This window comes from Xanthomonas campestris pv. campestris str. ATCC 33913 (assembly GCF_000007145.1).
GTDB lineage: Bacteria > Pseudomonadota > Gammaproteobacteria > Xanthomonadales > Xanthomonadaceae > Xanthomonas > Xanthomonas campestris.
In genome coordinates, this window is sequence record NC_003902.1 from 1,315,751 (window position 1) to 1,340,233 (window position 24,483).

The window sequence follows — 24,483 nt, forward strand, 5'->3', positions numbered from 1 at the left end:
GACGTGACGACCATCGGCATGCATGACTTCCGGCAAGAGGGCAGACGCAGGCGTTACGCCTAAGATGCGTGCATGTTGGGATACCTCAGTCATACGCGCGTCCTGCGCTTCGCCGGCCTGTTCACCTGGGCGATGATCGCCATGCCGTTGGTGTACACGTATTGGCCCGCCGCCGAAGAGGGAGACCATCGCAGTGCGGCGGAAGGTCTGCTGATGTCGACGTTCTTCGTTGGCTTTGGCGCCAGCTACTTCTGGCTGACCCGTGGTTTGAGGGGGGGCGGACACGCCCATTGGTACGACCGGCTGATCCTGCTGCTGCTCACGATCTTTGCGCTGGCGGTCAGCTATCTGAGCGGAACCGGGCTGGGCAGCATCCTGATGATGGTGGCCGCCGGTGTGATCCCCTGGTTGCTACCGCTGCGTATCGGGGTGGCCTGGCTGGTGCTCAGCCAGCTGGCCGTGCTGCCGGTTTTCTATTATTTGCGCCCGGATTTCACCTTGTTCGCTGCGTTGATGCAGTCGCTGCTGTATGGCGGCTTTTCGATGTTCATCTTCGTGACCAGCCTGGTCGCGCGCCAGCAGACCGATGCGCGCGAAGAACAGCGCCGGCTCAATGCGGAACTGCGTGCCACCCGCGCGCTGCTGGCCGAAAGCGCGCGCATCAACGAGCGCACCCGCATCTCGCGCGAGCTGCACGACCTGCTCGGTCATCACCTCACTGCGCTGAGCCTCAATCTGGAAGTGGCCGGCCACATCACCGAGGGCCAGGCGCAGGAACACGTACGCCAGGCCCATACCCTGGCCAAGCTGCTGCTCACCGACGTGCGCGAAGCGGTCAGTCAGCTGCGCGACAGTGGCGCCATCGATCTGGAAGCGGCGCTACGCCCATTGGTGACCCAGGTGCCGTCGCTGGATATCCATCTGGACATCGGTCAGCCATTGACCCTGGACGACCCCGAACGCGCGCATGTGCTGCTGCGCTGTACCCAGGAAATCATCACCAACGCGGTGCGCCACGCCGGCGCGCGCAATCTGTGGATCCAGGTGCGCCGCGATGCGGACACCGTGTTGATCGATGCGCGCGACGACGGCCAGGGTGCCGACGCGGTCGCGCCCGGCAATGGCCTGCGCGGCATGCGCGAACGCCTGAACCAGTATGGTGGACAGCTCGAGATTCAAACCCGGCGGGGTGACGGCTTTTGCCTGCGCATCTCCGTTCCAGGCGCGCCGGCACTGATGCCCGCGGCCATTACTCAAGGAGTGTCGTGATGATCCGTGTGTGCCTGGTCGATGACCAAACCTTGGTACGGCAGGGCATCCGCTCGCTGCTGGCCCTGGACGCCGGGATCGAGGTGGTGGCCGAGGCGGCCGATGGCCGGCAGGCGGTGGAGCAGATTCCGCAGATCCAGCCGGACGTGGTGCTGATGGACATGCGCATGCCGGTGATGTCCGGCCTGGAAGCGCTGCAGATGCTCTCGCGCAACGGCACCTTGCCGCCGACCATCATCCTGACCACCTTCGACGACGACCAACTGGTGCTGGCCGGGCTCAAGGCCGGCGCCAAGGGCTACCTGCTCAAGGACGTTTCGCTGGAGCAATTGGTCGGCGCGATCCGCACCGTGGCCGACGGCGGCTCGCTGGTGCAGCCGGCGGTGACCCAGCGCCTGCTGTCGGGCCTGGAGCACATGCGCAACGAGTTCGTCAGCCTCGACCGGCCCGACCCGCTCACCGACCGCGAGACCGAGATCCTGCGCCTGATGGCCAGCGGCTTTTCCAACAAGGAGATCGCCAATTCGCTGGGCGTGGCGGAGGGGACGATCAAGAATCACGTGTCCAACATCCTGTCCAAGCTGGGCGTGCGCGACCGCACCCGGGCGGTGCTGAAGGCGTTCGAGCTGCAGCTGGTCTGAGCCACAGGATGCCCGGCCCGGCGCAGCGCGCCGTGCGTTCGCGTGCGCGCAAGCCAATGGCTTGCAAGCAGCGCCCGCTCACCCTGTCCAAGCTGGGCGTGCGCGACCGCACCCGGGCAGTGCTGAAGGCGTTCGAGCTGCAGCTGGTCTGAGCACAGGATGCCCGGCCCGGCGCAGCGCGCCGTGCGTTCGCGGGCGCGCAAGCCAGTGGCTTGCAAGCAGCGCCCGCTCACCCTGTCCAAGCTGGGCGTGCGCGACCGCACCCGGGCAGTGCTGAAGGCGTTCGAGTTGCAGCTGGTCTGAGGGTACGGAACCCCGGCGTGCAGGGTGTCGGTGCACGCTGGCACCGCGTCTGGCCGATGCGCTTGTTCATCGCGGCGCAGTCGTCTACAAGTGAACGGAACAGGCTGCCTACCCGCAATGGCGAGGGAGTGCGTCCCGTGCATCACACGCGCTCGCGTCATCGCGTGCATGATGTCCGCGCGCAATCGCTGCAAACCCTTGTCCAGGTTGCGATTGCGCCTTTGCACCACGCGGCGCGAGCGCGCGGATGACACCGCAGGACCGCGCTACCCGTCGCACAACTGAACATCTTTCTCGAAGCCTGCTAGGATGGCGGCTTCGCTTCACTCAACCCGGCCGTGGGATCGGCCCCGGAGACCTCCTGAATGACCCGTATTATCGAGTTCCTGATCGCCTTGGGGATCGTGGCTGGCTTGTTTGTCGTGGTGGGCTTGGTGTTGCCCTCGGAGCGGCAGATGTCCGAGAGTGTCGAGACCAACCGCAGGATGACGATTGTTTACGACACCGTGAACAGCTTCCGTCGTTTCAAGGATTGGAACCCGCTTGTGCTGCGTGATCCCAAGATCCAGCTGAAGCTGGCCGGCCCGGAAGAGGGCAAGGGTGCACGCGTTGAATACAGCTCCACTGAAGGCTACATCGGTCAGGGCAGCTGGGAGATCACCAACAGCGTCAAGAACGAGCGCGTTGAGATCTCGATCGAAGATCCCACCAAGGGCTACGACAAGGTCACCAACTTCACGTTGAAGCCGACCGGCAAGAACAACAAGAACGTGCGCATCACCCAGGACTACAGCGTCAAGTACGGCTGGAACCTGTTTGGTCGCTACGCGGGCTTGTACGTCAGCCGGCATGTCGGCGATGACCTGAAGCTGGGTCTGTCGCGCCTGGCCACCGCACTGGCCACCGTGCCGAACTTCGACTACCGCGCCGAGCTGGAAGGCAAGCCGGTGTTGAGCGATCTCAAGCTCGTCGATGTGCCTGCCGAGGACCTGCTGGTCGTCACCGCCGGCAACATCGATCGCGACAACGAGACGATCAAGAAGTCGATCAAGGACAACCAGGAGTGGATCAAGCGCGTCATGGATTCCAATGGCCTCGAGCCGTCGGGTCCGGTGCGGATCGTCACCACCGACTTCGCCACCGACAAGTACGCGTTTGACGTCGTGCAGCCGGTGCGCAAGAAGGCCGGCGGCGCTGCCAAGACCGACGCCAAGGCCGACACCGCCAAGGCTGACGACAAGAAGGACGACGCCGCTGCTGCTGCACCTGTCGACGCAACCCCGGTTGCCGCGACGGGTGAAGAGTTGAAGGTCAACATCCCGACCGAAGCACCGGTGAAGTACGAGCGCACCAAGGCGCACCGTTCCGCGTTCGCAACCTACGCAGGCCACATGGCCGGCCTGGATGCAGTGCGTAACTCGCTGCGCGCTTGGGCTGCCACCAGCGGCAACGACGTGACCGAGCGTCCGTACGAGTCGTGGAAGGGTGGGGTGGACAAGTCGTTCACGCAGGACGGTACCTACGACGTCTACTGGGCCATCAAGTAATCGTTTCACCACGATGATGTGATCCAGACGAAAACGCGCCGCATCCTTGCGGCGCGTTTTTTTTTGCGCTGCGGCGCTGCCTTTGGAACTGCCACCATGTCGTTGCCTGATCGTCGCAAGAAACATCCTTCGCTCCTGGCCTTTGTGGGAGCGCTGCTGGCCGCCGCCGCAGTGGGGCTATCGGCCTACGCCTCGCATGGTGTGGCCGATGCGCTGGTGCAATCGCGCCTGCAACTGGCCGCGCTGTACGCCTTCGGCCATGGCGCCGTGTTGGTGGTGCTGGGCGGTGCTGAGACCCGCGCGCTGGGCCGCATCGGCCTGTACCTGCTGTTGCTTGGCACCCTGCTGTTTGCCGGCAGCCTGGTTGGCGGCGCGTTGCTGCACTGGCCCACCAGCCTGGCGCCGATCGGCGGGGTCAGCCTGATGCTGGGCTGGGTGGTGCTGGCGATCGGTGCGTTGAGGCGCTGAGATGCCACGTCACGCCCGCGGCTTCGATGTGGAGATGGCCTTCACCCATCTGGCGCGCAGTGATCGCGCGCTGGGGGCCTGGATGAGACGCATCGGCCCGATCGCACCGCAGCCGGGATGGCGCAAGCCGTTCGATCCGGTGGACGCACTGGCGCGCGCCATCTTGTTTCAGCAACTGAGCGGCAAGGCCGCGGCCACCATTGTTGGGCGCGTGGAGGTGGCGATCGGTGCCAGCCGGCTGCATGCCGACACGTTGGGGCGCGTGGACGATGCGGCGCTGCGCGCCTGCGGCGTGTCCGGCAACAAGGCGCTGGCACTGCGCGACCTGGCGCGGCGCGAGGCACTGGGCGAGATCCCTTCACTGCGCAAACTCGCCTTCATGGAAGACGACGCCATCGTCGAGGCATTGGTACCGGTCCGTGGCATCGGCCGCTGGACGGTGGAGATGATGTTGATGTTCCGCCTCGGCCGCCCGGACCTGTTGCCCATCGACGACCTGGGCGTGCGCAAGGGCGCCCAGCGCGTGGACAAACAAGCGCAGATGCCAACGCCGAAGGAACTCGCCGAGCGCGGCGAGCGTTGGGGGCCGTACCGCACTTACGCCGCGTTCTACCTGTGGAAGATCGCCGACTTCAGTATTGCCGCGAAGGTGCCGACGCCGCGTTCGCAGGAATGAGCGGCCACGCTGCGCACTGCCTGCGCACGCGCCATCAGGCCGGCCACCAGCGCCAATGCCAGGGCTCGTAGACGATGCCGTGCGGGTTGTCGCGCGGATAGCTCAGCCGAAAACCAAAGCGCCCGGCATGCGTCTGCAGCCACGCGACTGCCGCGGTTGACTCAAAGCTTTCTTCGGCCGGCGGTTCGCCAGGCGTGCCGATATCCACTGCATCGCCGCTGTGATGTTCGCTGAAACCAGGTGCCGCGTTGACCGCCAGGATCTGCGCAAGCGTCAGGCCGCGCGCGAACTTGCGTTCGAAGATGCCCAGTTGATAGTCGTGGCTGCGGTAGCCGGAAATGGCATCGAGGACCACGTCTTCGCGCAGCGCGGCCGCACGCAGTTGCCGCCACGCACGCGCAGCACCGGCGCTGAGCCACAGTGGGCGCGCAAAGCGATCGCGCCCGGCCAGGTGCAGCGCTGCCGGTTCGGCGATCAGGTCCAGCCCGGTCTGCGCCACATACGCGTCGGCGCCAATGCCCAGCTGTGTCAGACGACGCTGCAGCCCGTCGATCGGCAGCACGGCATCCAGCGCCTGCGTGGTGCGGCGCGCGCTGGTGTGGAGCAGATCCAGCGCCTCGTCCAGGCCCGGCTCGCGGGCCAGGCGTGGTATCAGTGGCATCAACCCATGCGGCAGCTGCGCGGCGAGGTACTTGCCATCGCGCTTGCGCCGCAGCAGCCAATCGGCCTGTGCCAATACGCGTGCGTCGGCATTGCTGCGCGCGCGTAGCAGGGCAGCAGGAAGCAGTTCGATCGCGGTGGTGTTGAGCAGCAGGGTCTGTGTCGGGCGCATCGCAACAGGGTAGGGCTAAGCGCGCTGCGCGGCCAGCTGCAGCCGATCCTGCAGTAGCTGGCACGGCGGCCGGCGTTGCCCGCTGCATGCCACCGTTGCTGCAGTCCCGCCGGGCCGCTGGCGCGATGGCCTCGTCACCTCAGAGCTCCTTCTTGAATACCAGCAACGCCGCACTCAGCGGTGCCGGTATGATGCTGTTGACCAGCTCCCAGCCGAGGTTGCCCGGTTTGGTCAGTTCGGCCTGGAGATCCTTGGTCTTGATGCTGCCGATGAACGAGGGCTTCAACTCGAGCGTCAGGTCAGTCCAGCGCTTGCTCATGCGTGTGGTTCCTTGTCGGCGGGCGGCTTTGGCAGCCGCCCTGCCTTGCGCAAGGCATCGCGCAATACATATTCGATCTGCGCGTTAAGGCTGCGTAGTTCGTCATCGGACCAGCGCTGCACAGCTGCCAGCACATCGGCGTTGATGCGCAGCGGGTAGGCCTTCTTTTCGCTCACTCGCGCTCACCGCGGCCGCTGTGGCGGCGCAGGTGCATGACCATCGAGACGATCAAGACGTTGACGCCGATGATCATGCCGATCACCACTGCATAGATTCCGGCGCGGTTGTCGCCGGCCCAGTACAGGCAGGCGGCACCGATCAGGATCACCAGACTGATCAAGGCCCAGCGCAGGCCCAGGCCGCGTGCGCGGTCGTCGTCGTCCGCACCGATGGAGGCGGCGATCGCCAGTGCGGGCAAGCCGGACAGCGCGACCACCAACGGCACCATGACATTCATTGTTTCACCTCAATAGAGCGAGCCGGTGTTGACCACCGGTTGGGTGCCGCGATCAGAACACAACACGGTAAGCAGGTTGCTGACCATATGCGCCTTGCGCTCTTCGTCCAACTGCACCACGCCGTTTTTCTGCAACTCGGCCAGTGCCATCTCCACCATCCCCACGGCGCCGGCCACGATGCGCGAGCGTGCGGCAATCACCGCATTGGCCTGCTGACGCTGCAGCATGGCCTGGGCGATTTCCGGTGCGTAGGCGAGGTGGCTGATGCGCGCCTCGATCACGTCCACGCCGGCCTGGGTCAGGCGCTCGTCCAGATGCCGCTTGAGTTGTTCGCTGATCTCGGCCGGGTGGCTGCGCAGCGAAATCTGGCCTTCCTCATGCTGGTCGTACGGATAGCTGGTGGCCATCGCGCGCAACGCGGCTTCGGACTGGATGTGCACGAAGCTTTCGTAGTCGTCCACGTTGTACACCGCCTCAGAAGCATCCATCACCTGCCACACGATCACGGCCGCGATCTCGATCGGGCTGCCGTCGAGTTCATTGACCTTGAGCCGGCCGCTTTCGAAATTACGCACGCGCTGGCTGATCCGCTTCTTTGCATACTGGTCGTACGGATAGCTGGTGGCCATCGCGCGCAACGCGGCTTCGGACTGGATGTGCACGAAGCTTTCGTAGTCGTCCACGTTGTACACCGCCTCAGAAGCATCCATCACCTGCCACACGATCACGGCCGCGATCTCGATCGGGCTGCCGTCGAGTTCATTGACCTTGAGCCGGCCGCTTTCGAAATTACGCACGCGCTGGCTGATCCGCTTCTTTGCATAGAAGGGGCTGTTCCAGCGCAGGCCTGGGTCCTTCACGGTGCCGACGTACTTGCCGAACAGGCTCAGCACCGCGGCCTGATTCGGTTCCAGGGTGTACAGGCCGGCGAAGAAAAAGATCCCGACCACCACGACTGCGAGCGCCGCGATGAAGCTGGCCGGCGTGATGCTCGCGGCGGAAATTGCACTGAGCAAATACCAGGACATGCCCGCGAACGCGGCGCCCACGGCAAGGATGATGGGGATGCCTGCCAACGAGCCGATCGGCTTCTCTTTCATGAGGAGGGAGTCCATGTGGGTTCGTGAGAAAGATATCAAAGTGATATCAGATTATTCAAGGGCTGCCGCCATCTGCGGCAATCGCGCGTTCGTTAAAATGGCGGCCCCTCCCGATCTGGACCGCGCTCATGACCACTCTCGGCACGCCGTTGTCGCCTTCCGCCACCCGTGTGCTGTTGCTGGGCTCGGGCGAACTGGGCAAGGAGGTCGCCATCGAGCTGCAGCGCTTCGGGGTGGAAGTGATTGCCGCCGATCGGTATGCCAACGCACCGGCCATGCAGGTGGCGCATCGTTCGCACGTGCTGGACATGCTCGACCCGCAAGCCTTGCGGGCGCTGATCGCGCAGGAGCAGCCGCACCTGATCGTGCCGGAGATCGAAGCCATCCACACCGAGACCCTGGTAGCGCTGGAGCACGAGCAGGGGCAGAAGGTGATCCCCACCGCGCGTGCCGCGCGTCTGACCATGGACCGCGAAGGCATCCGTCGCCTGGCTGCCGAAACCCTGGGCCTGCCGACCTCGCCCTACCGCTTTGTCGACACCGCCGCCGAGTATCGCGAGGCGATCGCCACAGTCGGGCTGCCGTGCGTGGTCAAGCCGGTGATGTCGTCCTCGGGCAAAGGCCAGAGCACGCTGCGCAGCGAGGCGGACATCGACGCAGCCTGGGACTACGCGCAAACGGGCGGACGCGCCGGCGCCGGCCGCTGCATCGTCGAAGGCTTCATCGATTTCGATTACGAGATCACCCTGCTGACCGTGCGCCATGCCGGTGGCACCTCGTTCTGCGACCCGATCGGACATTGGCAGAAAGATGGCGACTACCGCGAAAGCTGGCAGCCGCAGCCGATGTCGGCCGCGGCGCTGCGCCGCTCGCAGGAGATTGCACAGGCAATCACTGATGAGCTGGGCGGCTGGGGGTTGTTTGGCGTGGAGCTGTTCGTCAAGGGCGACGAGGTGTGGTTCAGCGAAGTCTCGCCGCGCCCGCACGACACCGGCCTGGTCACGCTGGTGTCGCAGGAACTGAGCGAGTTCGCGCTGCACGCGCGCGCCATTCTGGGCCTGCCGGTCGGAGCGGAGAACGGCGGCGTGATCCGTCAGAGCGGTCCCTCCGCATCGTGCGCGCTATTGGCGCATGGCAACGGCGTGCCGGTGTTCGACAACGTGGCCGAGGCCTTGCGCGACCCGGACACCGCGCTGCGCCTGTTCGGCAAGCCGCGCGTGGACGGTCATCGCCGGGTTGGCGTGACGCTGGCGCGCGCCGGCAGCATCGATGCGGCGCGCGAGAAAGCGCGCGTGGCTGCCGCGGCGCTGACGATTCAGCTTCGCGATTAAATAACGTAGTTCTTGCGGGGCCTTGTGGGCATCGGCTTGACCGTTGCCCACGATTTTCAAGACTGCCTTGCTTTCAGCTGGCGAGATTGGCATGCAGCCAACGTGCAGCAATCTCGAAACATTGCTTCGTGAACCATGGTGGCTACACCCGCATTACATCCGTTGCGGGTGAGACCAAACCACTGTCAGACAGTGATCTGATAGGCATCCGTCTGCTCCATCGAAGGCGTAGGACGCAGGGGGCATGTAAGTCGAACTGCAAGTTTCAGGTCAAGGCCCTTGCAGGGTGTGGTTGGCTCTGCTCTTGCTGTATCTGCCTTTGCTGTTCGCCGTGCGCGCGTTCTGCCGCAGCCTGGACCCAGTTCTGACTGCTTTGCTCCAGCGGTGTATTGAGTGCAACGACAGTATCCACATGGGCACGCAACTGGTCATGCGGTCCCAGTGAGTTGGGATTGTTCTGTACCGCAAACGCATGTGAGGCGTCCTCGCTTAGACGAACGTCGTCGATGCGGTTCATGCCCATTTTGCAGGATTGCACCGCCAGGCAACCAGCCAGGTTGTCGCTGCGCGCATCCGATTGCCGGTTGTTTGCCTGATCCAAAGCTTGCACATGGGTCTGTGCCTGGGCGAACAGCGTGTGCCCAGGATGATCGGGATTACGGAGTGACGGCAGTTGCTGCTGATCGCTCAAGAGATGTTGTTGGATCGATCTGTCTGCCGGAAGCGGATGCCGAACTTCTTTGTTCAGCGGGCTTTGCGGAAACGGTGCCTCAATGCTTTCCACGCCATGAATATTGCGCAAGGGGCGGTAAGCATCTTTCCCCGAGCCTTCAACCGGCAAAGGGATGCGAACGTCCGGAAGCAGTTGTCCGACTCCGCCAGGCCCAAGCAATCCATTCACATCAATGCTCTTGTTGCGATGGAGCCCGGCATGATTGAGTGCAGCCCAGGTAAAGTCGACACAGTTGTTGTGCACGTCCCTGTACTCTTTGTCGAACCCCAGTTTTTCCGGCTCTTCACCGAATTTTTGCAGTTTTTCATACTGCTCTTTGCTTATTTCAATCGTTCTGGAATAGGCAGGGTTATGGTATTCCTTAGCGTCTGAGTTATAGATTTTTCCTGGTCCGTTCATCTCGCCGTGCGTGATGGGAGCAAATCCATAACTAATCGGTTTGCTCTTGCTATCGTCAAGTATAAAAAACATGTGCCCTGGCCCGGAATTGGCCGGTTCGCCATCTATAACCTGCTGTTCGCCGTTTTTATATAGCGGGGTGCCAGGCGCCGCGATAACAATCGTTACGGTGTATTGCTGCTTATCCATCTCTTGCTCCATGTGAGATCTCGAGGCTATTTCGAGGAAGTCCATCTCTTTTGAATGGAAACCTGTGCAGTGGGGTCTTTCAATGTTGGATTGCTTGGCTGTGTGGAGATGTCAATGCGGTAGCGGCCGTAACTTTCTAGAGGTAGGTTGCATACAACCCAGTCACTTGAGTTTGAAGTATGGGCTCCGATGTCGATGTATTTTACTTCATCTTTTCCCTTTCTCCAGTCGAAAAATTTTTTTCTGCTGGGTTCCTCCCTCATATATTCTTGAAATGCATCTTCTGTTTTTATTTCTAAGCATCGGTCTCCCACCCACTTGCATGCCTCAACTTTAAGCGCATATCGCACGGGCGATTCGCTTTTGTTTAACATCGTGACTGGGTCGATAGATCCCTTGCGACTTAGTGTCAACCCGACGATATAGGGCTGCGTAAGGTTCACGTTGTCCGGTGTGGCTTCGAATTCAAAGCGCACATGTTCGTCCGTGGCATCCACGCGAAATGGTTGACTGAGAAAAAGATCTTGTTTCTCGGACTGCGGCGCTTTGCTTGCACCACAGGCAGCCAGCATCGTAGCGATCACGATTGATGACCACAAACCCCGCATGCGGGAACGCATATCCTGCAAATTTGGTCTCATCCGGTTCTCATTGCAGACAGGATTGCGTCAGAGTGTAACCCGCGATCTGAAGCCGACTAGGCCTGCCTTGTGTATAAAGGGATGAGGTGATGCCTGGCGCCTGTAAAAGCTGAAATACCGAGCTTCGTTACTGCTGGCTGGCAGGCGGCAAACCACCAGCCAGCTTGTTGCCACTATCGGCCCGGGCGGGCGAGCGAGCGGGCGCCGCCTGCCGTCGCCGGGCGTCATTCATAAAATCTCTCGGGTGCTGGTAGGCCCTTACTTCCCAGCCACATCCACCCACACCGCATGGTGATCGCTGCCATCGGCGATCGCCGCATCCGGCGAGCTGCCGGCGGGCCAGAAGATGCCACTGCCGGCCAGGGTGAATTGATGCGATGGCAGTACGTAGTCCAGCCGCATCGTGCCCGCCTGCGGTCCGAAGTCGCCGGTGACCTGGTGCGGGTCGCCGGTATGCGCAATGCCTTGTGCGGCGTATTCGGCGGTTTTTTCCGGGCCACCGGCGCTGACGGGTGTGGGGTACTTTAGTACGCGCGGGTGATTGATCAGCGCACGGATGGCTTCATGCCGGCCGGCGCCATCGATGGGGTCGTTGTTGAGATCGCCCAGGATCACGAAGTGCGCGTCGCGTTCCAGGCCGCCACAGCGGCCCTGGTCGTCGCACAGCCAACGCGTGGTGTCGGCGGCGTTGTCCAGGTAGGCGCGCCACAGTTGCAGTTCGTCGTGGTTGCGCGCGGCATTACGCTTTTCCGCACCGTCGAATACCGGCGGAGTGGGGTGCGAAACCAATGCGTGCACCACGCCCAGCGGCGTGCGCACCGGCACGTCCCAGTGCGATTTCGACGACAGCCGCAGCTGTGCCCAGACCGCATCGTTGTAGAACGGGCGCCGGGTGGCCGGATCGACCGGGCGCAGTGCGCCGGGCAGCGCGCTCCACTTCAGCAACTGGAAACTGCGCACTGCCTGCGCATCGATCGGATAGCGCGACAGCACCAGCATGCCGTATTGGCCAGGGTGCAGCCCATAGCCCCAGGCATCGTTGCCACGGCTGCGGCCATCGCCGCCAACGCTGCCGTTGTTGTCCAGGTCCAGGCCGCTGGGCACGCCGGTATTGACCGGTGCCAGGTAGCGATATGGATACGACAATGCGTCGCCACCGCCGGGCTGGGCCACTTGCAGATAGCGTTGCTGGAATAGATCGGCCGCACGATGCGCAGGGTCGAAATCGAACTCGTTGAGCAGCACCAGGTCCGGGCGCACGCGCTGCAGCACGGCGGCGATCTTGCGCGCATGCGCGCTGTCGCCCTGCAGTTCACGCACCAGCCCGCCGGCCTCGTCGGAGTACAGCGAGGTGTTGTAGGTGGCGATGCGCAAGGGGGCGGCCGTGGTGGATGCAGCGCTCTGCCCGGTCGGGGCGGTACGGTGGGCACAGGCGGTGCAAAGCGCGGCCAGTGCAAGCAATAAGACAGGTCTGATCATGGCGCTATTCTCGCATGCAGCATGCGACAGACCGATGTCGCGTGGCGCTATCGGGCCGAGCCCTGGGCCGCGGGCAGGCCGCGCCAATGACGGCCGTCGTAGGCTTCCAGCGCGTTGAAGCGGCGCTTGTAATTCATCTTGGCGTGGCCTTCGATCCAGTAGCCCAGATACAGGTGCGCGCGGCGTTCGCGCCTGGCCCACTGGATCTGTTCGAGGATGGCAAAGGTGCCCAGGCTGCGTGCAGCCGCATCCGGTGCGTAGAACGTGTACACCGCCGACAAGGCGTGCTCAGTGACATCGGTCACCGCCACCGCCAGCAGCCGGCCGGGCACATGGTCGACGGCCGGTTCGCGGATTTCCAGAAAGCGCCCGTGCGACCAGCCGCCGATCAGGAACTGATCGAACTCGGCCGCGCCGTGCGTGTCCATGCCGCCGCCCGGATGCCGGTGCTGCAGATACTGGCGATACAGCGCCAGCTGCTCTTCGGTGCGTTCCGCGGCGACCACGCGCACCACCAGATCCTGGTTGCGCGCCAGGCAGCGGCGCTGGCTGCGGTCCGGATGAAACGCATCCACGGCAATGCGCACCGGCACGCAGGCGCGGCAGCGTTCGCAATGCGGGCGGTACACAAGATCGCCGGAACGACGAAATCCCCACGCCAGCGCCTGCGGATAGAGCGCGCCCAGGCGTGGATCGTGCGGGTCCAGCACCAGGTCGCGTGCCTGGCGATCGGACCAATACCCGCAGGCATGCTCGCCGGTCTGGAACAGGCGCAGGTCGTCGTGGGTGTCGGCATGGATGGCCATGCGCGCAGGATAGCGCCTGCGCGTCGCAACGGCGGCGACTGTCCGCTGGATGAATGCGCCCGGTTGGCGCGTCAACGGCGGCGGCAATCGCCCGTTGATGTGGATGTTGGTGGCAGCGCACGGCGCGTCCGGACGCACCACCCACGCGATGCGGCCCATGCAGTGCCGCGTGTGGTTTTCACATCCAAGGAGTTTCTCATGACGTCCCGCAAACCGTTTCTCGCCCTGGCCGTGCTGGCCGCGCTGTCCACCGCCAGCGCCTTCGCTGCCACCCCGCCTGCCGCAGGCGACGCACCGCGCCCGGCCAAGCTCGACACCAACGGCGATGGCGTGATCGACCGCAGCGAAGCGGCCGCGGACCCACGCCTGGCCGCCAAGTTCGACAGCCTGGATACCAACAAGGACGGCAAGCTGTCGCGCGACGAACGTCCGCACCGTCGCGGCCCGGGCCGTGATGGCCGCGGCGAAATGTGGGCCAAGCTCGATGCCAACAAGGACGGGCGCATCAGCCGTGACGAAGCCAAGGCCGACCCCAAGTTCGCCGCGCGCTTCGACCAGATGGACATCAACAAGGACGGGTTTGTCGACCGTGCCGATCGCGAGCAGCGCATGCAGCAGCACCGTGATGCCTGGTTCGCCAAGGCCGACACCGACAAGGACGGCAAGCTGAGCAAGGCCGAGTTCGATGCGGCGTCCAAGTTGCGCGGCGAACATGGTCCGCGGGGTGAACACGGCGAGCGTGGCGAGCATGGCAAGCGCCCGATGCCGGCCAAGCCGGCGGCCGGTAACTGATCGATAGGAAGGCCCACGCATGCCCTGACGAGAGGGGCTCAGCCAGGGCGTGTGGCGATGACTGGCAACACGGACAACACGGACAACACACGTAGTCGCAGCTCAGCAACACCGTAACAAGGCGCCGATCGACCGACGGCCTTCTGCAACTGCAGGAGGCCGTTTCTTTTGCAGCGCGCATTCTCAGCGACAACGTAGCCATGCCCACGTCACACCAGTCCCAGCACCCCATAGCGGTAGGCGATGGGCACGATGACCGCAGCCAGGCTGACTGCAATTGCGCTGCGGCTGAACATGCAGCGGTACAGTAACGGCGGGCGGGTGGTGCCGCGTCGACGCGCGTCGCGCTCCAGCATCGGCTGCATGATGCGCGGCAGGGTGCCCAAGGTGTGGTAACAGACCACCGACATGCCAACTGCCAGCACGCAGAGCGCCAGCCACTTGGGCGCACCGAACGCCCGCAGCAACAAGGGTGCTCCACAGGTCAGTGCAGCGGTCAAGGTGCTCAGGCGAGTGAAACCACGAATCGCAGCGGCTTCCCGCGCGGTGGTCGCAAAGCGCAACAGATACGCGCCAGACATGTAGGTTGTCAGCGTCACGCCCGTGATTGCGAGCAAGGCGATTGCCATCGGCATGCCGAGCAGGACGCTCAGCGCACCGGCGGCACTGCCACTGGTCAACGCCGATCCGCTCAGGCCGCTGGCACCCAGTTTGCCGACGCCGCCGAGACTGCCAATCCCCCCCAGCGCAATCGCCGCGCTTGCCGTTCCGGGCGCGGCGAGCATCGTGGCAGCGGTCACCGTGGTGGCGAAGGCTACACCCGGTGCACTGCCGCGTGCGAAGGTGTCAAAGCGCTGCAGCAGTTCGTTACGCACGGTGGCACGGGCGCGCGACAGGCGCTTGCGCACCGCCGCATCGCTGAGCCCGAGCAGGCTGGCCACCTGCTGCGAGCGCTGGCCCTCGCGGTAGTACAGCAGCAGGATCTCGCGGCTGTCGTTGGGCAGCGCGGACATGATCTCCAGCGCGGCGCGCTCTTCTTCCACCTGCAGGGCCTGTTCGGCCGGCGAGGGCGAAGGGTCGGCGGCCATTGCGATGGCCAGATCCGCCGCCTCACCGCTCAGTGGGCGATGCCGGTGGCTACGCAGCCAGTCGCGCGCCAGGTTGCGGGTAATTTGCCGCAGCCAGGGCAGGAAGCTGGCCGGTTGATGCAGCTGCGCCAGCCGCTGCCACGCACGCAGGAATGCTTCCTGCGCAATGTCCTCGCTGGCCGCTACATCGCGCGTGATCGCCAGCGCGATGGCGGTGACCGTGTTCTGGCAGGCAGTCACGATGCGGCCGTACGCCTGCTGACAACCCGCCGCGGCGTGCGGCAGTTCGTGGTGGAGCATCGCGTCCAGGGTGTCGGCGTGCATCGTCGGAATCCGTGTCCAGGTACCAGCATGACGCAGTTGCCTGGCGAATGTGACCGCTCGCTGCGTCAGCGCGTAAGCGTGCTGGACTGGTTCCCTGGAGCCGTTGCATTACTTGGAGCAGCTATAAAAACGACTGCGCAGGCGCCAGGCGGGCGCGGCCGGTGCTCGGAATCGGCATGTACGCCCGTACATTCCGGTTCCTCCGCGCCGTCCGCACCCATCTGACGACTGCTCGCTCCGTTTTGTTAGCCGCTCTTAGCTATGGTCGCCAGATCGACTGCGGCATCGTGGCCACGTCGTGCGATGACCAACGCGCGCCACTATGCCAGGCGATGCGCATTGGCGCCTGCGCGGCCGATTGGCCACGCGCCAATCAGCTGGCCGGCTGGATGCGGACCCGTGTCTGGTCTTCTTCCGCGGCGGGCGCTTGCGGTGTTTTTGCCGGTGCCGGTTGCGCTGCCGGCGTGGCCGCCGGTGCCTCGGGCGCTGCGCGGTGACGCATCACCACCACCATGGCCACGGCGCCGATCACCAGCAACAGCACCAACCGGATCCGCCAAGCCCAGCTGCGCGCGCTGGTGCTTGAGCCGGTCTCGCCCTCGCGGAAGGTGTATTCCACGTTGGGCATGTCACGGCGCGTGGTGTCCAGCAGGCGCGCATCGCGCAACAGTTCGCGCGCACGTGGTTGGTCGTTGGCGTGCACGATCCACACGGTTGGATGCGCCTGCGCATTGCCTTGTTCGAGATAGCTGAACTGGCCGCTGCGCTTGCTCTGGTAAGACCGGCCATTGCTGATGCGGATCTCGATTCCGGCATTGCGCAGCAGGTTGGCCACGCCCTCGGCGGTTTCGATCCGTTGACTGCTGAAAATCTTGCGCATTAGGGCGTGCCATCGATGTCTGTCGCCACTGCGCTGGGCGCGCAATTGCTTAGAACGGGAGAAAGAAAAGGGGCTGGCGGTGCAGTGCGTGCCGCCTGTGTGCGTGGGCGAATCCGCAGTAGCGCGCGGTTACCAACTACGGTTGTTGCGGCGCTAGACGCGGCACGGGCCGGCCTATCGCGCAACATCACTGCGCCAAGCGCTCCCCCGCGCGGATGTATCGCCCATGCAGTGATCACGGCCGGTTGCAGCGATCGCACGTGTCAGTCCTTGGCCGGCACGGCGGTGGCACTGCCGTCACGCACTACCCGGATCAATCCTTCCTGGGTGGTGCTGGCCACCAGCACGCCGTCGCGGGTGAAGAACTGCCCGCGCGCCAGGCCGCGCGAGCCCTGTGCGGTCGGGCTATCCAGCGAGTACAGCAGCCAGTCGTCGGTGCGGAACGGGCGATGGAACCACAGCGCGTGATCGAGCGAGGCCATCTGCACGTTGGGCGTGTAATAGCTGATGCCGTGCGGAAACGTCGAGGTGCCCAACAGCTGGAAATCCGATGCGTACGCCAGCAGTGCCTGGTGCAGGCCGACGTCATCGCCCACCGGGTCGCTCAGGCGCAGCCACATCTGCTGGAATGGCGGCCGCTTGGGCGGCTTGAGCTCGTCGCGCGGGAACACGTGGCGGAATTCGAACGGGCCGCCGCGCGAGAGCCAGCGCTGCACCTTGGCCGGCAGGCGCGCCAGCACCTCCGGTGCCAGCGGCGCGGTGGGTTCGATGTCCTCCGGCGGCGGCACCACCGGCATGGCCGACTGATGCTCGGCGCCGTCTTCGCGTTCCTGGAACGAGGCCGCGCAGAAGAAGATCACCTTGCCGTGCTGAATCGCGGTAACGCGGCGCACCGAAAAACTGCCGCCATCGCGGGTGCGGTCCACGTCATAGACGATGGGGTGGTCGATATCGCCGGCGCGCAAAAAATAGGCGTGCAGCGAGTGCGCCTGGCGGCCGTTCTCCACCGTGGCCTGGGCCGCGGACAGGGCCTGGCCCAGCACCTGGCCGCCGAACACGTATTTGGTGCCGATGTCGCGGCTCTGGCCACGGAACAGGTTGTCTTCCAGCCGCTCCAGCGAGAGCAGGCTGATCAGTTCGGAGACCACGGGTTCGGCGTTGGCGGACAAGAGGCTGGCCTGAGCGTGCGACGGAGCACAATTATAGCGGCCCGCCTGTGCGTGCTATGCCTTTTGCAGGCGCGCCACCAGCCCATGCAGTGCGGCCTGCGCGTCCGGCGCGTACCAGCCGTCGATGAAGCGCTCCAGCTGGATCAACTCCGGCGCCAGCGCCGCGCGCAGGTCGGCACGCGCCACCGCGCGGGTGGCCAGCATCGGTTGGCGCGGCAACTGCTGCAGGTCCTGCAGCCAGGCCACGGCGCGCGCGGTGACCAGCTCGCCATCCACCAGCTCGTCGACCAGCCCGATCTTGACTGCCTCTTCGGCCGGCACCAGCTGCCCGGCGATCAGCAGGCGTTCGGCGCGGTGCGCACCGACCACGCGGCGCAACAGGCGCTGGATGCCTTCCGGCGCGGCCAGGCCGACCTGCACTTCATTCAGACCAATCGCGTACGGCCGCGCGGTATCGGCGCTGCGCGCCATCACCCGGTAATCGCAGCACAACGCCAGCACGCAACCGCCGGCCGGCGCGTGCCCGCCGATTGCCGCGACCACTGGCACCGGGCAGTGCGCCAGCGCGTTGGCCGCATCGAAAAACGCTGTCCAGCTCTCCAGCAGCGCGCCGCGGTTGGTGCCATGCGAGAGCAGGTGCGGCACGTCCATGCCACCGGAAAAAATACGTTCGCTGCCCGACAACACCACGCCGTCGACCTCGCTTCCCACCTGCTGCACGGCGGCAGTCAGTGCCTGGCATAGCGCGGTATCCAGCGCATTGACCGGCGGGCGCGCCAGACGGATTTCGCGAAGACGGCCGTGGTCAAGGATCTGGATGCTCATGTGGGGCTCCTGAAAGTCTGGCCATGATAGACGGCCGTCGCTGCACGCGGTGCGTGCATGCAAACGCGCTGCTGGATGCATTGCCGCCGCTGGCGCGCGCGCAGGCACAGTGCAGCATCCAGCGCACGTGGGCGCCAGCTGTTTCACCGGGGGCGAGAAACGCGCGAATAAAAAACGGCGGCTCCATAAAGAAGCCGCCGTATGTCATTCACCCGCGTCTGCGTTGCGCGCGATCAGCTGCTCGCGGCGCGTACCGCATCCGGCAATGACGCGCTCTTGCCGGTCTGGGTATCGATCCACACCACCACCACGTTGCCGTCCGAATACAGCACGCCCTCGTCCTTCTGGTCGAGGATGCGGTGTCCGATGGTCACGCTGCTGCTGCCCAGGCGTTCGACGAACAATTCCACCAGGATGTCATTGGGCCAAACCAACGGCCGCTTGTAGTTGACGTTGGTGGCCGCGACCACCGGTGCGATGCGATCGGTCATCGCCACGCCTTCCACGCCCAGCATCCAGCGCACGCGCGCTTCTTCCAGGTAGGAAATGTATTTGGCGTTGTTGACGTGGCCCATGCTGTCCATGTCGCGCCAGCGCACGCTGATCGGAACGCGTGCCAGGATCTTGTGTTCGCTCATCAGCTTGCCTTCTTCTTCGCAGTCTTCTTGGTGGCGGTCTTGGTGGCCTTGGCCACCTTCTCCGGCTTGACCTTGCGCGGTGGCCGCGCATCAGGCTTGTTGGCCATCGCGGCCGGGCGGGTTTCGCGTGCCTTCACCGACGGCAGCATCTTGGCCAGGAACTGCCCGGTGTAGGAGGCCTTGTGCGCGGCCACGTCTTCCGGCGTGCCGGAGACCAGGATGGTGCCGCCGCGGTGGCCACCTTCCGGCCCAAGATCCACGATCCAGTCGGCGGTCTTGATCACGTCCAGGTTGTGTTCGATCACCACCACCGTGTTGCCTTCGTCGCGCAGCTTGTGCAGCACGCCGAGCAGCGCTTCGATGTCGTGGAAATGCAGGCCGGTGGTCGGCTCGTCGAGGATGTACAAGGTGCGCCCGGTATCACGCCGCGACAGTTCCTTGGATAGCTTCACGCGCTGTGCTTCACCGCCGGACAACGTGGTCGCGCTCTGGCCCAGCTTGATGTAGCTCAGGCCTACGTCCACCAAGGTTTCCAGCTTGCGCGCGATGCTTGGCACCGGCTCGAACAGCCGCAGCGCGTCTTCCACCGTCATCTGCAACACGTCGCTGATGTTGAAGCCCTTGTACCGGATCTCCAGCGTCTCGCGGTTATAGCGTTTGCCATGGCAGACATCGCACGGCACATACACGTCGGGCAGGAAGTGCATCTCCACCTTGATCATGCCGTCGCCCTGGCAGGCCTCGCAGCGACCACCGCGCACATTGAAGCTGAAGCGGCCCGGCGAATACCCACGTGCACGCGATTCCGGCACCTGCGCGAACAGCTCGCGTAGCGGAGTGAACATGCCGGTGTAGGTCGCCGGGTTGGAGCGCGGTGTGCGCCCGATCGGCGACTGGTCGATGTCCACCACCTTGTCGAACAGGTCCAGATTTTCCACTTCGCGATGCGGTGCCACCGTGTGCGATGCACCGTTGATCTCGTTGGCCGCCAGCGTGAACAACGTATCGTTGATCAACGTCGACTTGCCCGAACCGGACACGCCGGTGATGCAGGTCAGCAGGCCGGCCGGAATCTCCAGGTCCACATTTTTCAGGTTGTTGCCGGTGGCCCCACGCAGATGCAGCATCATCTTCGGGTTGGGCTTGTGGCGCTGCTTGGGAATCTCGATGCGGCGCTTGCCCGACAGGTATTGCCCTGTCAGCGAACGTGGCGACTCCAGGATGTCTTGCAGCGTGCCCTGCGCGCAGATTTCACCGCCGTGCACGCCCGCGCCAGGGCCGATGTCCAGCACGTGATCGGCCAGGCGAATGGCGTCTTCATCATGTTCGACCACGATCACCGTGTTACCCAGGTCGCGCAGTCGCGTTAGCGTGCCGAGCAGGCGCTCGTTGTCGCGCTGATGCAGGCCGATCGAGGGCTCATCCAGCACGTACATCACGCCGACCAGGCCGGCGCCGATCTGGCTGGCCAGACGGATGCGCTGTGCTTCGCCACCGGACAGCGTGTCGGCCTTGCGTTCCAGGGTGAGGTAATCCAGGCCCACGTCGACCAGGAAGCCAAGTCGCTCGCCAATTTCCTTGACGATCTTGCTGGCAATCTCGCCGCGCCAACCCGGCAGCGACAGTCCGCGGAAAAAGTTCAGCGCTTCGTTGACTGGCAGCACCACCAGTTCCGGCAGCGGGCGGTCGGCCACGAATACATTGCGCGCGGCACGGTTCAGACGCGTGCCGTTGCAGGCAGGGCAGGGCTGCTGGCTGACGTACTTGGTCAACTCTTCGCGCACCGCCGGCGATTCGGTCTCGCGGTAACGGCGTTCCAGGTTCGGCAGGATGCCTTCGAAGCGATGCTTGCGCGTGGTGCGCCCGCCCGCGTCGGTGAAGTAGGTGAAGCTGATCACCTCATCGCCACTACCGAACAGCACCGCCTGGCGCACCTTGGCCGGCAGCGTGTTCCACACGGCATCCACGTCGAACTTGTAGTGCTTGGCCAGCGAGGCAATCAGCTGGAAATAATAGGCATTGCGCCGATCCCAGCCACGCACTGCGCCGGCCGACAACGACAGCTCCGGATGCACCACCACGCGGTCCGGGTCGAAGAATTCGGCCACGCCCAGGCCATCGCAGCTCGGGCAGGCACCGACCGGCGCATTGAACGAGAACAGGCGCGGTTCCAGCTCCGGCAGCGAGTAATCGCACACCGGGCAGCTGTACTTGGACGAGAACAGATGCGGCGCAGCAGTGGCATCGTCCAGCGACTGCACTGCAACCATGCCTTCGCCGAGCTTGAGCGCGGTCTCGAAGCTTTCCGCCAGCCGCTGCTTGATGTCTTCACGCGGGCGGAAGCGGTCGATCACCGCTTCGATGGTGTGCTTCTGGCGCAGCGCCAGCGGCGGCACCGCGTCGATTTCATACAGCTCGCCATCCACGCGCACACGCACGAAGCCCTGCGCACGCAGTTGTTCGAACACCTGTGCGTGCTCGCCCTTGCGGTCGCGGATCACCGGCGCCAGCAGCATGTAGCGCTGCTCCGGGTCCAGTGTGAGCATGTGGTCGACCATCTGGCTGACGGTCTGCGCCTCCAGCGGGAAGCCATGATCCGGGCAGCGCGGCTGGCCCACGCGTGCGTACAGCAGGCGCAGGTAGTCGTAGATCTCGGTGATCGTGCCGACCGTGGAGCGCGGGTTGTGCGAGGTGGACTTCTGCTCGATCGAAATCGCCGGCGACAGCCCTTCGATGTGGTCCAGGTCCGGCTTTTCCATCACGCTGAGGAACTGGCGCGCATACGCCGACAGCGACTCGACGTAGCGGCGCTGGCCTTCTGCATAGATGGTGTCGAACGCCAACGACGACTTGCCCGAGCCGGACAGGCCGGTGATCACGATCAATTTGTCGCGAGGCAGGTCGAGGTCGATGTTCTTGAGGTTGTGCGTCCGCGCGCCGCGGATGCGGATGAAATCCATCGCCATGGGGGATCCGATGTCGGGCCGGCGAACCGGCAGTGGTGCGAGCGTGCTCAGCAGGAATGAGTGGCAGTCGATCAGCCTACCCGCCGAGCTAGGTGAGGGCAATTGCCCCAAATGCCAGTGTGACCGAGCGCTTGTGGCGGCCGGATGATCCGTTTCACGGGGGTGATTTTGGCCTGCGGCGGCAGACCTGCTTGCGGGTTGACCCGAAACCGGCTAGGGCAGTACAATCCCGCTCCTGTCTGCCCCATGGGCAAGTCAGGCGACCATAATAACTACAGAGGAAAACCTGGTCATGTACGCAGTTCTGGTAACGGGCGGTAAGCAATACCGCGTCGCGCAGGGCGAAACGCTCCGCGTGGAAAAACTCGAAGTCGAAGCCGGCAACGAGATCAAGTTCGACACCATCCTGATGTTGGGTGATAGCGACGGCATCAAGCTGGGCGACGCGCTGAAGGGCGCTTCGGTCACCGCCAAGGTTGTGGCCCATGGCCGCGCCGACAAGGTGCGCATCATCAAGTTCCGCCGCCGCAAGCACCACATGAAGCGTCAGGGACACCGTCAGTACTACACCGAAATCGAGATCACCGGCATCGCCGGTGGCGACAAGAAGTAAGGAGAACCAGTCATGGCACATAAAAAGGGCGTAGGTTCCTCGCGCAACGGTCGCGATTCCAACCCGAAGTACCTCGGCGTCAAGATCTTCGGTGGCCAGGCCATCGATGCCGGCAACATCATCGTGCGTCAGCGTGGCACCCAGTTCCATCCGGGCGCTGGCGTCGGCCTGGGTCGTGACCACACGCTGTTCGCGCTGGTCAACGGCAAGGTGGAATTCACCACCAAGGGCCCGAAGAAGCGTCGCACCGTCAGCGTGGTTGCCGAGGCGTAATCGCCCGCTCCATGCAGACCAGCCCGCACGGCAGTATTGCCTGGCGGGCGAGACGGAGAGCCCCGCTTCGGCGGGGTTTTTCGTTTGACGGCTGGGAATCGGGAGTAGGGAGTCGGGAATCGGAAAAGCCGGTTCTGCGTCCCATCGCGTGTTTCTACAGCCGTGCTGGCGGGTGTTTTCGCCGGCAGGAATCCGCCGCTTTTGCTGGCCGATTCCCCATTCCCTATTCCCCATTCCCGGTTGCAAGCCCATGAAGTTAGTCGACGAAGCAGAAATCCTGGTCACCGCCGGTAATGGCGGCAATGGCTGTGTCGGCTTTCGCCGCGAGAAGTTCATCCCGCTTGGCGGGCCGGATGGCGGTGACGGCGGCAACGGCGGCAGCGTCTGGATCGTGGCCGACGAAAACGTCAACACCCTGGTCGATTTCCGCCATGAGCGCGCGTTCAAGGCGCAGCGCGGCGAGAACGGCATGGGCCGGCAGGCCTATGGCAAGGGTGGCGAAGACCGCGTCATCGTGGTGCCGGTCGGTACCGTGGTGATGAACGTGCAGACCGATGAAATCATCGGCGACATGACCCAGCACGGCGATCGTCTGCTAGTGGCCAAGGGCGGCAAGGGCGGCCTGGGCAACATGCATTTCAAGAGCTCGGTGAACCGCGCGCCGCGCCAGTCCACCACCGGCGAGGAGGGCGAGGAGCGCCTGCTCAAGCTGGAGCTCAAGCTGCTGGCCGACGTCGGCCTGCTGGGCTTTCCCAATGCCGGCAAGAGCACGTTGATTCGCGCGGTTTCGGCGGCGACGCCGAAGGTGGCCGATTACCCGTTCACCACGCTGTACCCGAATCTGGGCGTGGTCAGCGTCGAGGCGTATCGCAGCTTCGTGATCGCCGACGTGCCGGGCCTGATCGAGGGCGCCGCCGATGGCGCCGGCCTGGGTACGCAGTTCCTGCGCCATCTGCAGCGCACCCGCCTGTTGCTGCATCTGGTGGACATTTCGCCGATGGACGGCGGCGTGGATGGCGTGTCACCGGTCGATCAGGTGCGCACCATCGAGCGCGAACTCGAACGGCATGATCCGGCGCTGCTGGAAAAGCCGCGTTGGCTGGTACTCAACAAGGCCGACCTGATGTTCCCGGAGGAGGCGCAGGCCGCTGCCGAGGCCATCGTGGCCGAGCTGGGCTGGACGGCGCCGTGGTACCTGGTGTCGGCACTGGGCCGTGATGGCACCTTCCCGATCATGAAGGACGTGATGGCCTTCTTCGATCGTCAGCGCGAGGACGAGCTCGAGGCGCGCAATGCAGGTTGAGCGCAGACAGGCGCCCACAAAAAAACCGGCCAAGGCCGGGTTTTCTTGTGCCATCGAAAGCCAGGCTTTCGATGGCGAACCTGCTGATCGCTTACGCGGCCTTGATGGCCTTGATGCGAGCGGTCAGGCGGCTCTTGTGACGCGCAGCCTTGTTCTTGTGAATCAGGCCACGGGCGCTGAAACGGTCGAGGATGGGCTGAGCAACGGCGAAAGCAGCTTCGGCGCCTGCAGCATCGTTGGCGTCAAGGGCCTTGATCACCTTCTTGACGGCGGTGCGCAGCATCGAACGCTGGCCCGTGTTGCGCTCGTTGCGCACAACGGTCTGCTTGGCGCGCTTCTTGGCGGACTTGATATTGGCCACGGTGGTGGGTTCCTGAAAAATCGGTATGGTGGAAAAAGCAAGCGCAAAAGTATGATGGAC

At 64.3% G+C, this 24,483-nt stretch carries 27 protein-coding genes and 1 other RNA gene; 12 read left to right on the forward strand and 16 right to left on the reverse strand.

Translation table 11 applies throughout. The features are described 5' to 3' along the window. Window positions 1–72: 72 nt before the first annotated feature. The 6 genes from XCC_RS05850 to XCC_RS05880 all read left to right on the forward strand — a co-directional run bounded on the left by XCC_RS05850 (window position 73) and on the right by XCC_RS05880 (window position 4,904). Entirely contained in the window at window positions 73–1,269 is a 1,197-nt protein-coding gene (locus tag XCC_RS05850; protein ID WP_011036327.1) for a sensor histidine kinase, read from the forward strand. Further along, window positions 1,269–1,910 (forward strand): response regulator, encoded by a 642-nt coding sequence (locus XCC_RS05855; protein WP_011036328.1) that lies wholly within the window; start codon window positions 1,269–1,271, stop codon window positions 1,908–1,910. Before XCC_RS05850 ends, XCC_RS05855 begins: the two co-directional genes overlap by 1 nt. A 159-nt stretch (window positions 1,911–2,069) precedes the next feature. Continuing rightward, window positions 2,070–2,213, forward strand: coding sequence for a hypothetical protein (locus tag XCC_RS22745; protein WP_011269936.1), 144 nt, complete (start codon window positions 2,070–2,072; stop codon window positions 2,211–2,213). 365 nt (window positions 2,214–2,578) lie between these two features. After that, complete coding sequence (locus tag XCC_RS05870) at window positions 2,579–3,760, forward strand: SRPBCC family protein (protein ID WP_011036329.1); 1,182 nt, start codon at window positions 2,579–2,581, stop codon at window positions 3,758–3,760. A gap of 96 nt (window positions 3,761–3,856) precedes the next feature. Beyond that, the gene (locus XCC_RS05875; protein ID WP_029629014.1) at window positions 3,857–4,228 is read left to right on the forward strand and encodes a DUF423 domain-containing protein; all 372 of its coding nucleotides are present in this window, start codon (window positions 3,857–3,859) and stop codon (window positions 4,226–4,228) included. 1 nt (window position 4,229) lies between these two features. After that, on the forward strand, window positions 4,230–4,904 hold the full coding sequence (locus XCC_RS05880; RefSeq protein ID WP_014507013.1) for a DNA-3-methyladenine glycosylase family protein: 675 nt from the start codon (window positions 4,230–4,232) through the stop codon (window positions 4,902–4,904). Between the two features lie 34 nt (window positions 4,905–4,938). Here XCC_RS05880 and XCC_RS05885 read toward each other — a convergent pair whose 3' ends face one another. The 5 genes from XCC_RS05885 to XCC_RS05905 form a co-directional block, all read right to left on the reverse strand. Next, entirely contained in the window at window positions 4,939–5,736 is a 798-nt protein-coding gene (locus XCC_RS05885) for a M15 family metallopeptidase (protein WP_012438969.1), read from the reverse strand. Window positions 5,737–5,875: 139 nt separating this feature from the next. After that, on the reverse strand, window positions 5,876–6,055 hold the full coding sequence (locus XCC_RS05890; RefSeq protein ID WP_011036333.1) for a hypothetical protein: 180 nt from the start codon (window positions 6,053–6,055) through the stop codon (window positions 5,876–5,878). Further along, complete coding sequence (locus XCC_RS05895; protein WP_011036334.1) at window positions 6,052–6,231, reverse strand: hypothetical protein; 180 nt, start codon at window positions 6,229–6,231, stop codon at window positions 6,052–6,054. Before XCC_RS05895 ends, XCC_RS05890 begins: the two co-directional genes overlap by 4 nt. Then, complete coding sequence (locus XCC_RS05900; RefSeq protein ID WP_011036335.1) at window positions 6,228–6,512, reverse strand: hypothetical protein; 285 nt, start codon at window positions 6,510–6,512, stop codon at window positions 6,228–6,230. Before XCC_RS05900 ends, XCC_RS05895 begins: the two co-directional genes overlap by 4 nt. Window positions 6,513–6,521: 9 nt before the next feature. Next, window positions 6,522–7,613: an SPFH domain-containing protein gene (locus XCC_RS05905; RefSeq protein WP_011036336.1), complete on the reverse strand. Its 1,092-nt coding sequence runs from the start codon at window positions 7,611–7,613 to the stop codon at window positions 6,522–6,524. Between the two features lie 128 nt (window positions 7,614–7,741). On the opposite strand from XCC_RS05905, the gene purT reads away from it, so the two are divergent. Beyond that, window positions 7,742–8,944 carry a formate-dependent phosphoribosylglycinamide formyltransferase gene (gene purT, locus XCC_RS05910; RefSeq protein WP_011036337.1) on the forward strand — a complete coding sequence of 401 codons (1,203 nt, stop codon included), beginning with the start codon at window positions 7,742–7,744 and terminating at the stop codon, window positions 8,942–8,944. 265 nt (window positions 8,945–9,209) lie between these two features. Here the strand turns inward: purT and XCC_RS22340 are convergent, their stop codons facing one another. From XCC_RS22340 to XCC_RS05930, 4 genes are all read right to left on the reverse strand, one after another. Continuing rightward, window positions 9,210–10,265: an XVIPCD domain-containing protein gene (locus tag XCC_RS22340; RefSeq protein ID WP_011036338.1), complete on the reverse strand. Its 1,056-nt coding sequence runs from the start codon at window positions 10,263–10,265 to the stop codon at window positions 9,210–9,212. 26 nt (window positions 10,266–10,291) lie between these two features. Next, window positions 10,292–10,906, reverse strand: coding sequence for a hypothetical protein (locus XCC_RS05920; RefSeq protein WP_012438967.1), 615 nt, complete (start codon window positions 10,904–10,906; stop codon window positions 10,292–10,294). Window positions 10,907–11,164: 258 nt separating this feature from the next. After that, window positions 11,165–12,385: an endonuclease/exonuclease/phosphatase family protein gene (locus tag XCC_RS05925; protein ID WP_012438966.1), complete on the reverse strand. Its 1,221-nt coding sequence runs from the start codon at window positions 12,383–12,385 to the stop codon at window positions 11,165–11,167. A gap of 47 nt (window positions 12,386–12,432) precedes the next feature. Further along, on the reverse strand, window positions 12,433–13,350 hold the full coding sequence (locus tag XCC_RS05930; RefSeq protein WP_016944959.1) for an arginyltransferase: 918 nt from the start codon (window positions 13,348–13,350) through the stop codon (window positions 12,433–12,435). Between the two features lie 39 nt (window positions 13,351–13,389). Between XCC_RS05930 and XCC_RS05935 the strand changes: the two genes are divergently transcribed. Further along, window positions 13,390–13,983 (forward strand): EF-hand domain-containing protein, encoded by a 594-nt coding sequence (locus XCC_RS05935; RefSeq protein WP_011036342.1) that lies wholly within the window; start codon window positions 13,390–13,392, stop codon window positions 13,981–13,983. A 209-nt stretch (window positions 13,984–14,192) separates the two neighbouring features. On the opposite strand, the gene XCC_RS05940 is transcribed toward XCC_RS05935, so the two are convergent. Continuing rightward, window positions 14,193–15,395, reverse strand: a complete 1,203-nt coding sequence (locus tag XCC_RS05940) for an RNA polymerase sigma factor (RefSeq protein WP_011036343.1) — start codon at window positions 15,393–15,395, stop codon at window positions 14,193–14,195. 176 nt (window positions 15,396–15,571) lie between these two features. On the opposite strand from XCC_RS05940, the gene XCC_RS05945 reads away from it, so the two are divergent. After that, a non-coding RNA gene (locus XCC_RS05945) (sX9 sRNA) lies at window positions 15,572–15,646 on the forward strand. A 122-nt stretch (window positions 15,647–15,768) separates the two neighbouring features. On the opposite strand, the gene XCC_RS05950 is transcribed toward XCC_RS05945, so the two are convergent. The 5 genes from XCC_RS05950 to uvrA form a co-directional block, all read right to left on the reverse strand. Next, complete coding sequence (locus XCC_RS05950; RefSeq protein WP_011036344.1) at window positions 15,769–16,275, reverse strand: putative signal transducing protein; 507 nt, start codon at window positions 16,273–16,275, stop codon at window positions 15,769–15,771. Between the two features lie 263 nt (window positions 16,276–16,538). Beyond that, the gene (gene tesB, locus XCC_RS05955; protein ID WP_011036345.1) at window positions 16,539–17,444 is read right to left on the reverse strand and encodes an acyl-CoA thioesterase II; all 906 of its coding nucleotides are present in this window, start codon (window positions 17,442–17,444) and stop codon (window positions 16,539–16,541) included. A gap of 54 nt (window positions 17,445–17,498) precedes the next feature. Then, a complete protein-coding gene (locus XCC_RS05960; RefSeq protein WP_011036346.1) occupies window positions 17,499–18,269 on the reverse strand; it encodes an enoyl-CoA hydratase/isomerase family protein in 771 nt (256 codons plus the stop codon). Window positions 18,270–18,502: 233 nt separating this feature from the next. Further along, entirely contained in the window at window positions 18,503–18,907 is a 405-nt protein-coding gene (locus tag XCC_RS05965) for an acyl-CoA thioesterase (RefSeq protein ID WP_011036347.1), read from the reverse strand. Continuing rightward, window positions 18,907–21,873 (reverse strand): excinuclease ABC subunit UvrA, encoded by a 2,967-nt coding sequence (gene uvrA, locus XCC_RS05970; RefSeq protein WP_011036348.1) that lies wholly within the window; start codon window positions 21,871–21,873, stop codon window positions 18,907–18,909. Before uvrA ends, XCC_RS05965 begins: the two co-directional genes overlap by 1 nt. A 292-nt stretch (window positions 21,874–22,165) precedes the next feature. Here uvrA and rplU point away from each other — a divergent pair, with 292 nt between their 5' ends. From rplU to obgE, 3 genes are all read left to right on the forward strand, one after another. Beyond that, the gene (rplU, locus tag XCC_RS05975) at window positions 22,166–22,486 is read left to right on the forward strand and encodes a 50S ribosomal protein L21 (protein ID WP_005989959.1); all 321 of its coding nucleotides are present in this window, start codon (window positions 22,166–22,168) and stop codon (window positions 22,484–22,486) included. A 12-nt stretch (window positions 22,487–22,498) separates the two neighbouring features. Next, entirely contained in the window at window positions 22,499–22,759 is a 261-nt protein-coding gene (gene rpmA / locus XCC_RS05980) for a 50S ribosomal protein L27 (RefSeq protein WP_011036349.1), read from the forward strand. A 250-nt stretch (window positions 22,760–23,009) separates the two neighbouring features. Further along, window positions 23,010–24,062, forward strand: coding sequence for a GTPase ObgE (obgE, locus tag XCC_RS05985; protein ID WP_011036350.1), 1,053 nt, complete (start codon window positions 23,010–23,012; stop codon window positions 24,060–24,062). Between the two features lie 91 nt (window positions 24,063–24,153). Here obgE and rpsT read toward each other — a convergent pair whose 3' ends face one another. Continuing rightward, a complete protein-coding gene (gene rpsT, locus XCC_RS05990; RefSeq protein WP_002807888.1) occupies window positions 24,154–24,423 on the reverse strand; it encodes a 30S ribosomal protein S20 in 270 nt (89 codons plus the stop codon). Between the last annotated feature and the right edge of the window lie 60 nt (window positions 24,424–24,483).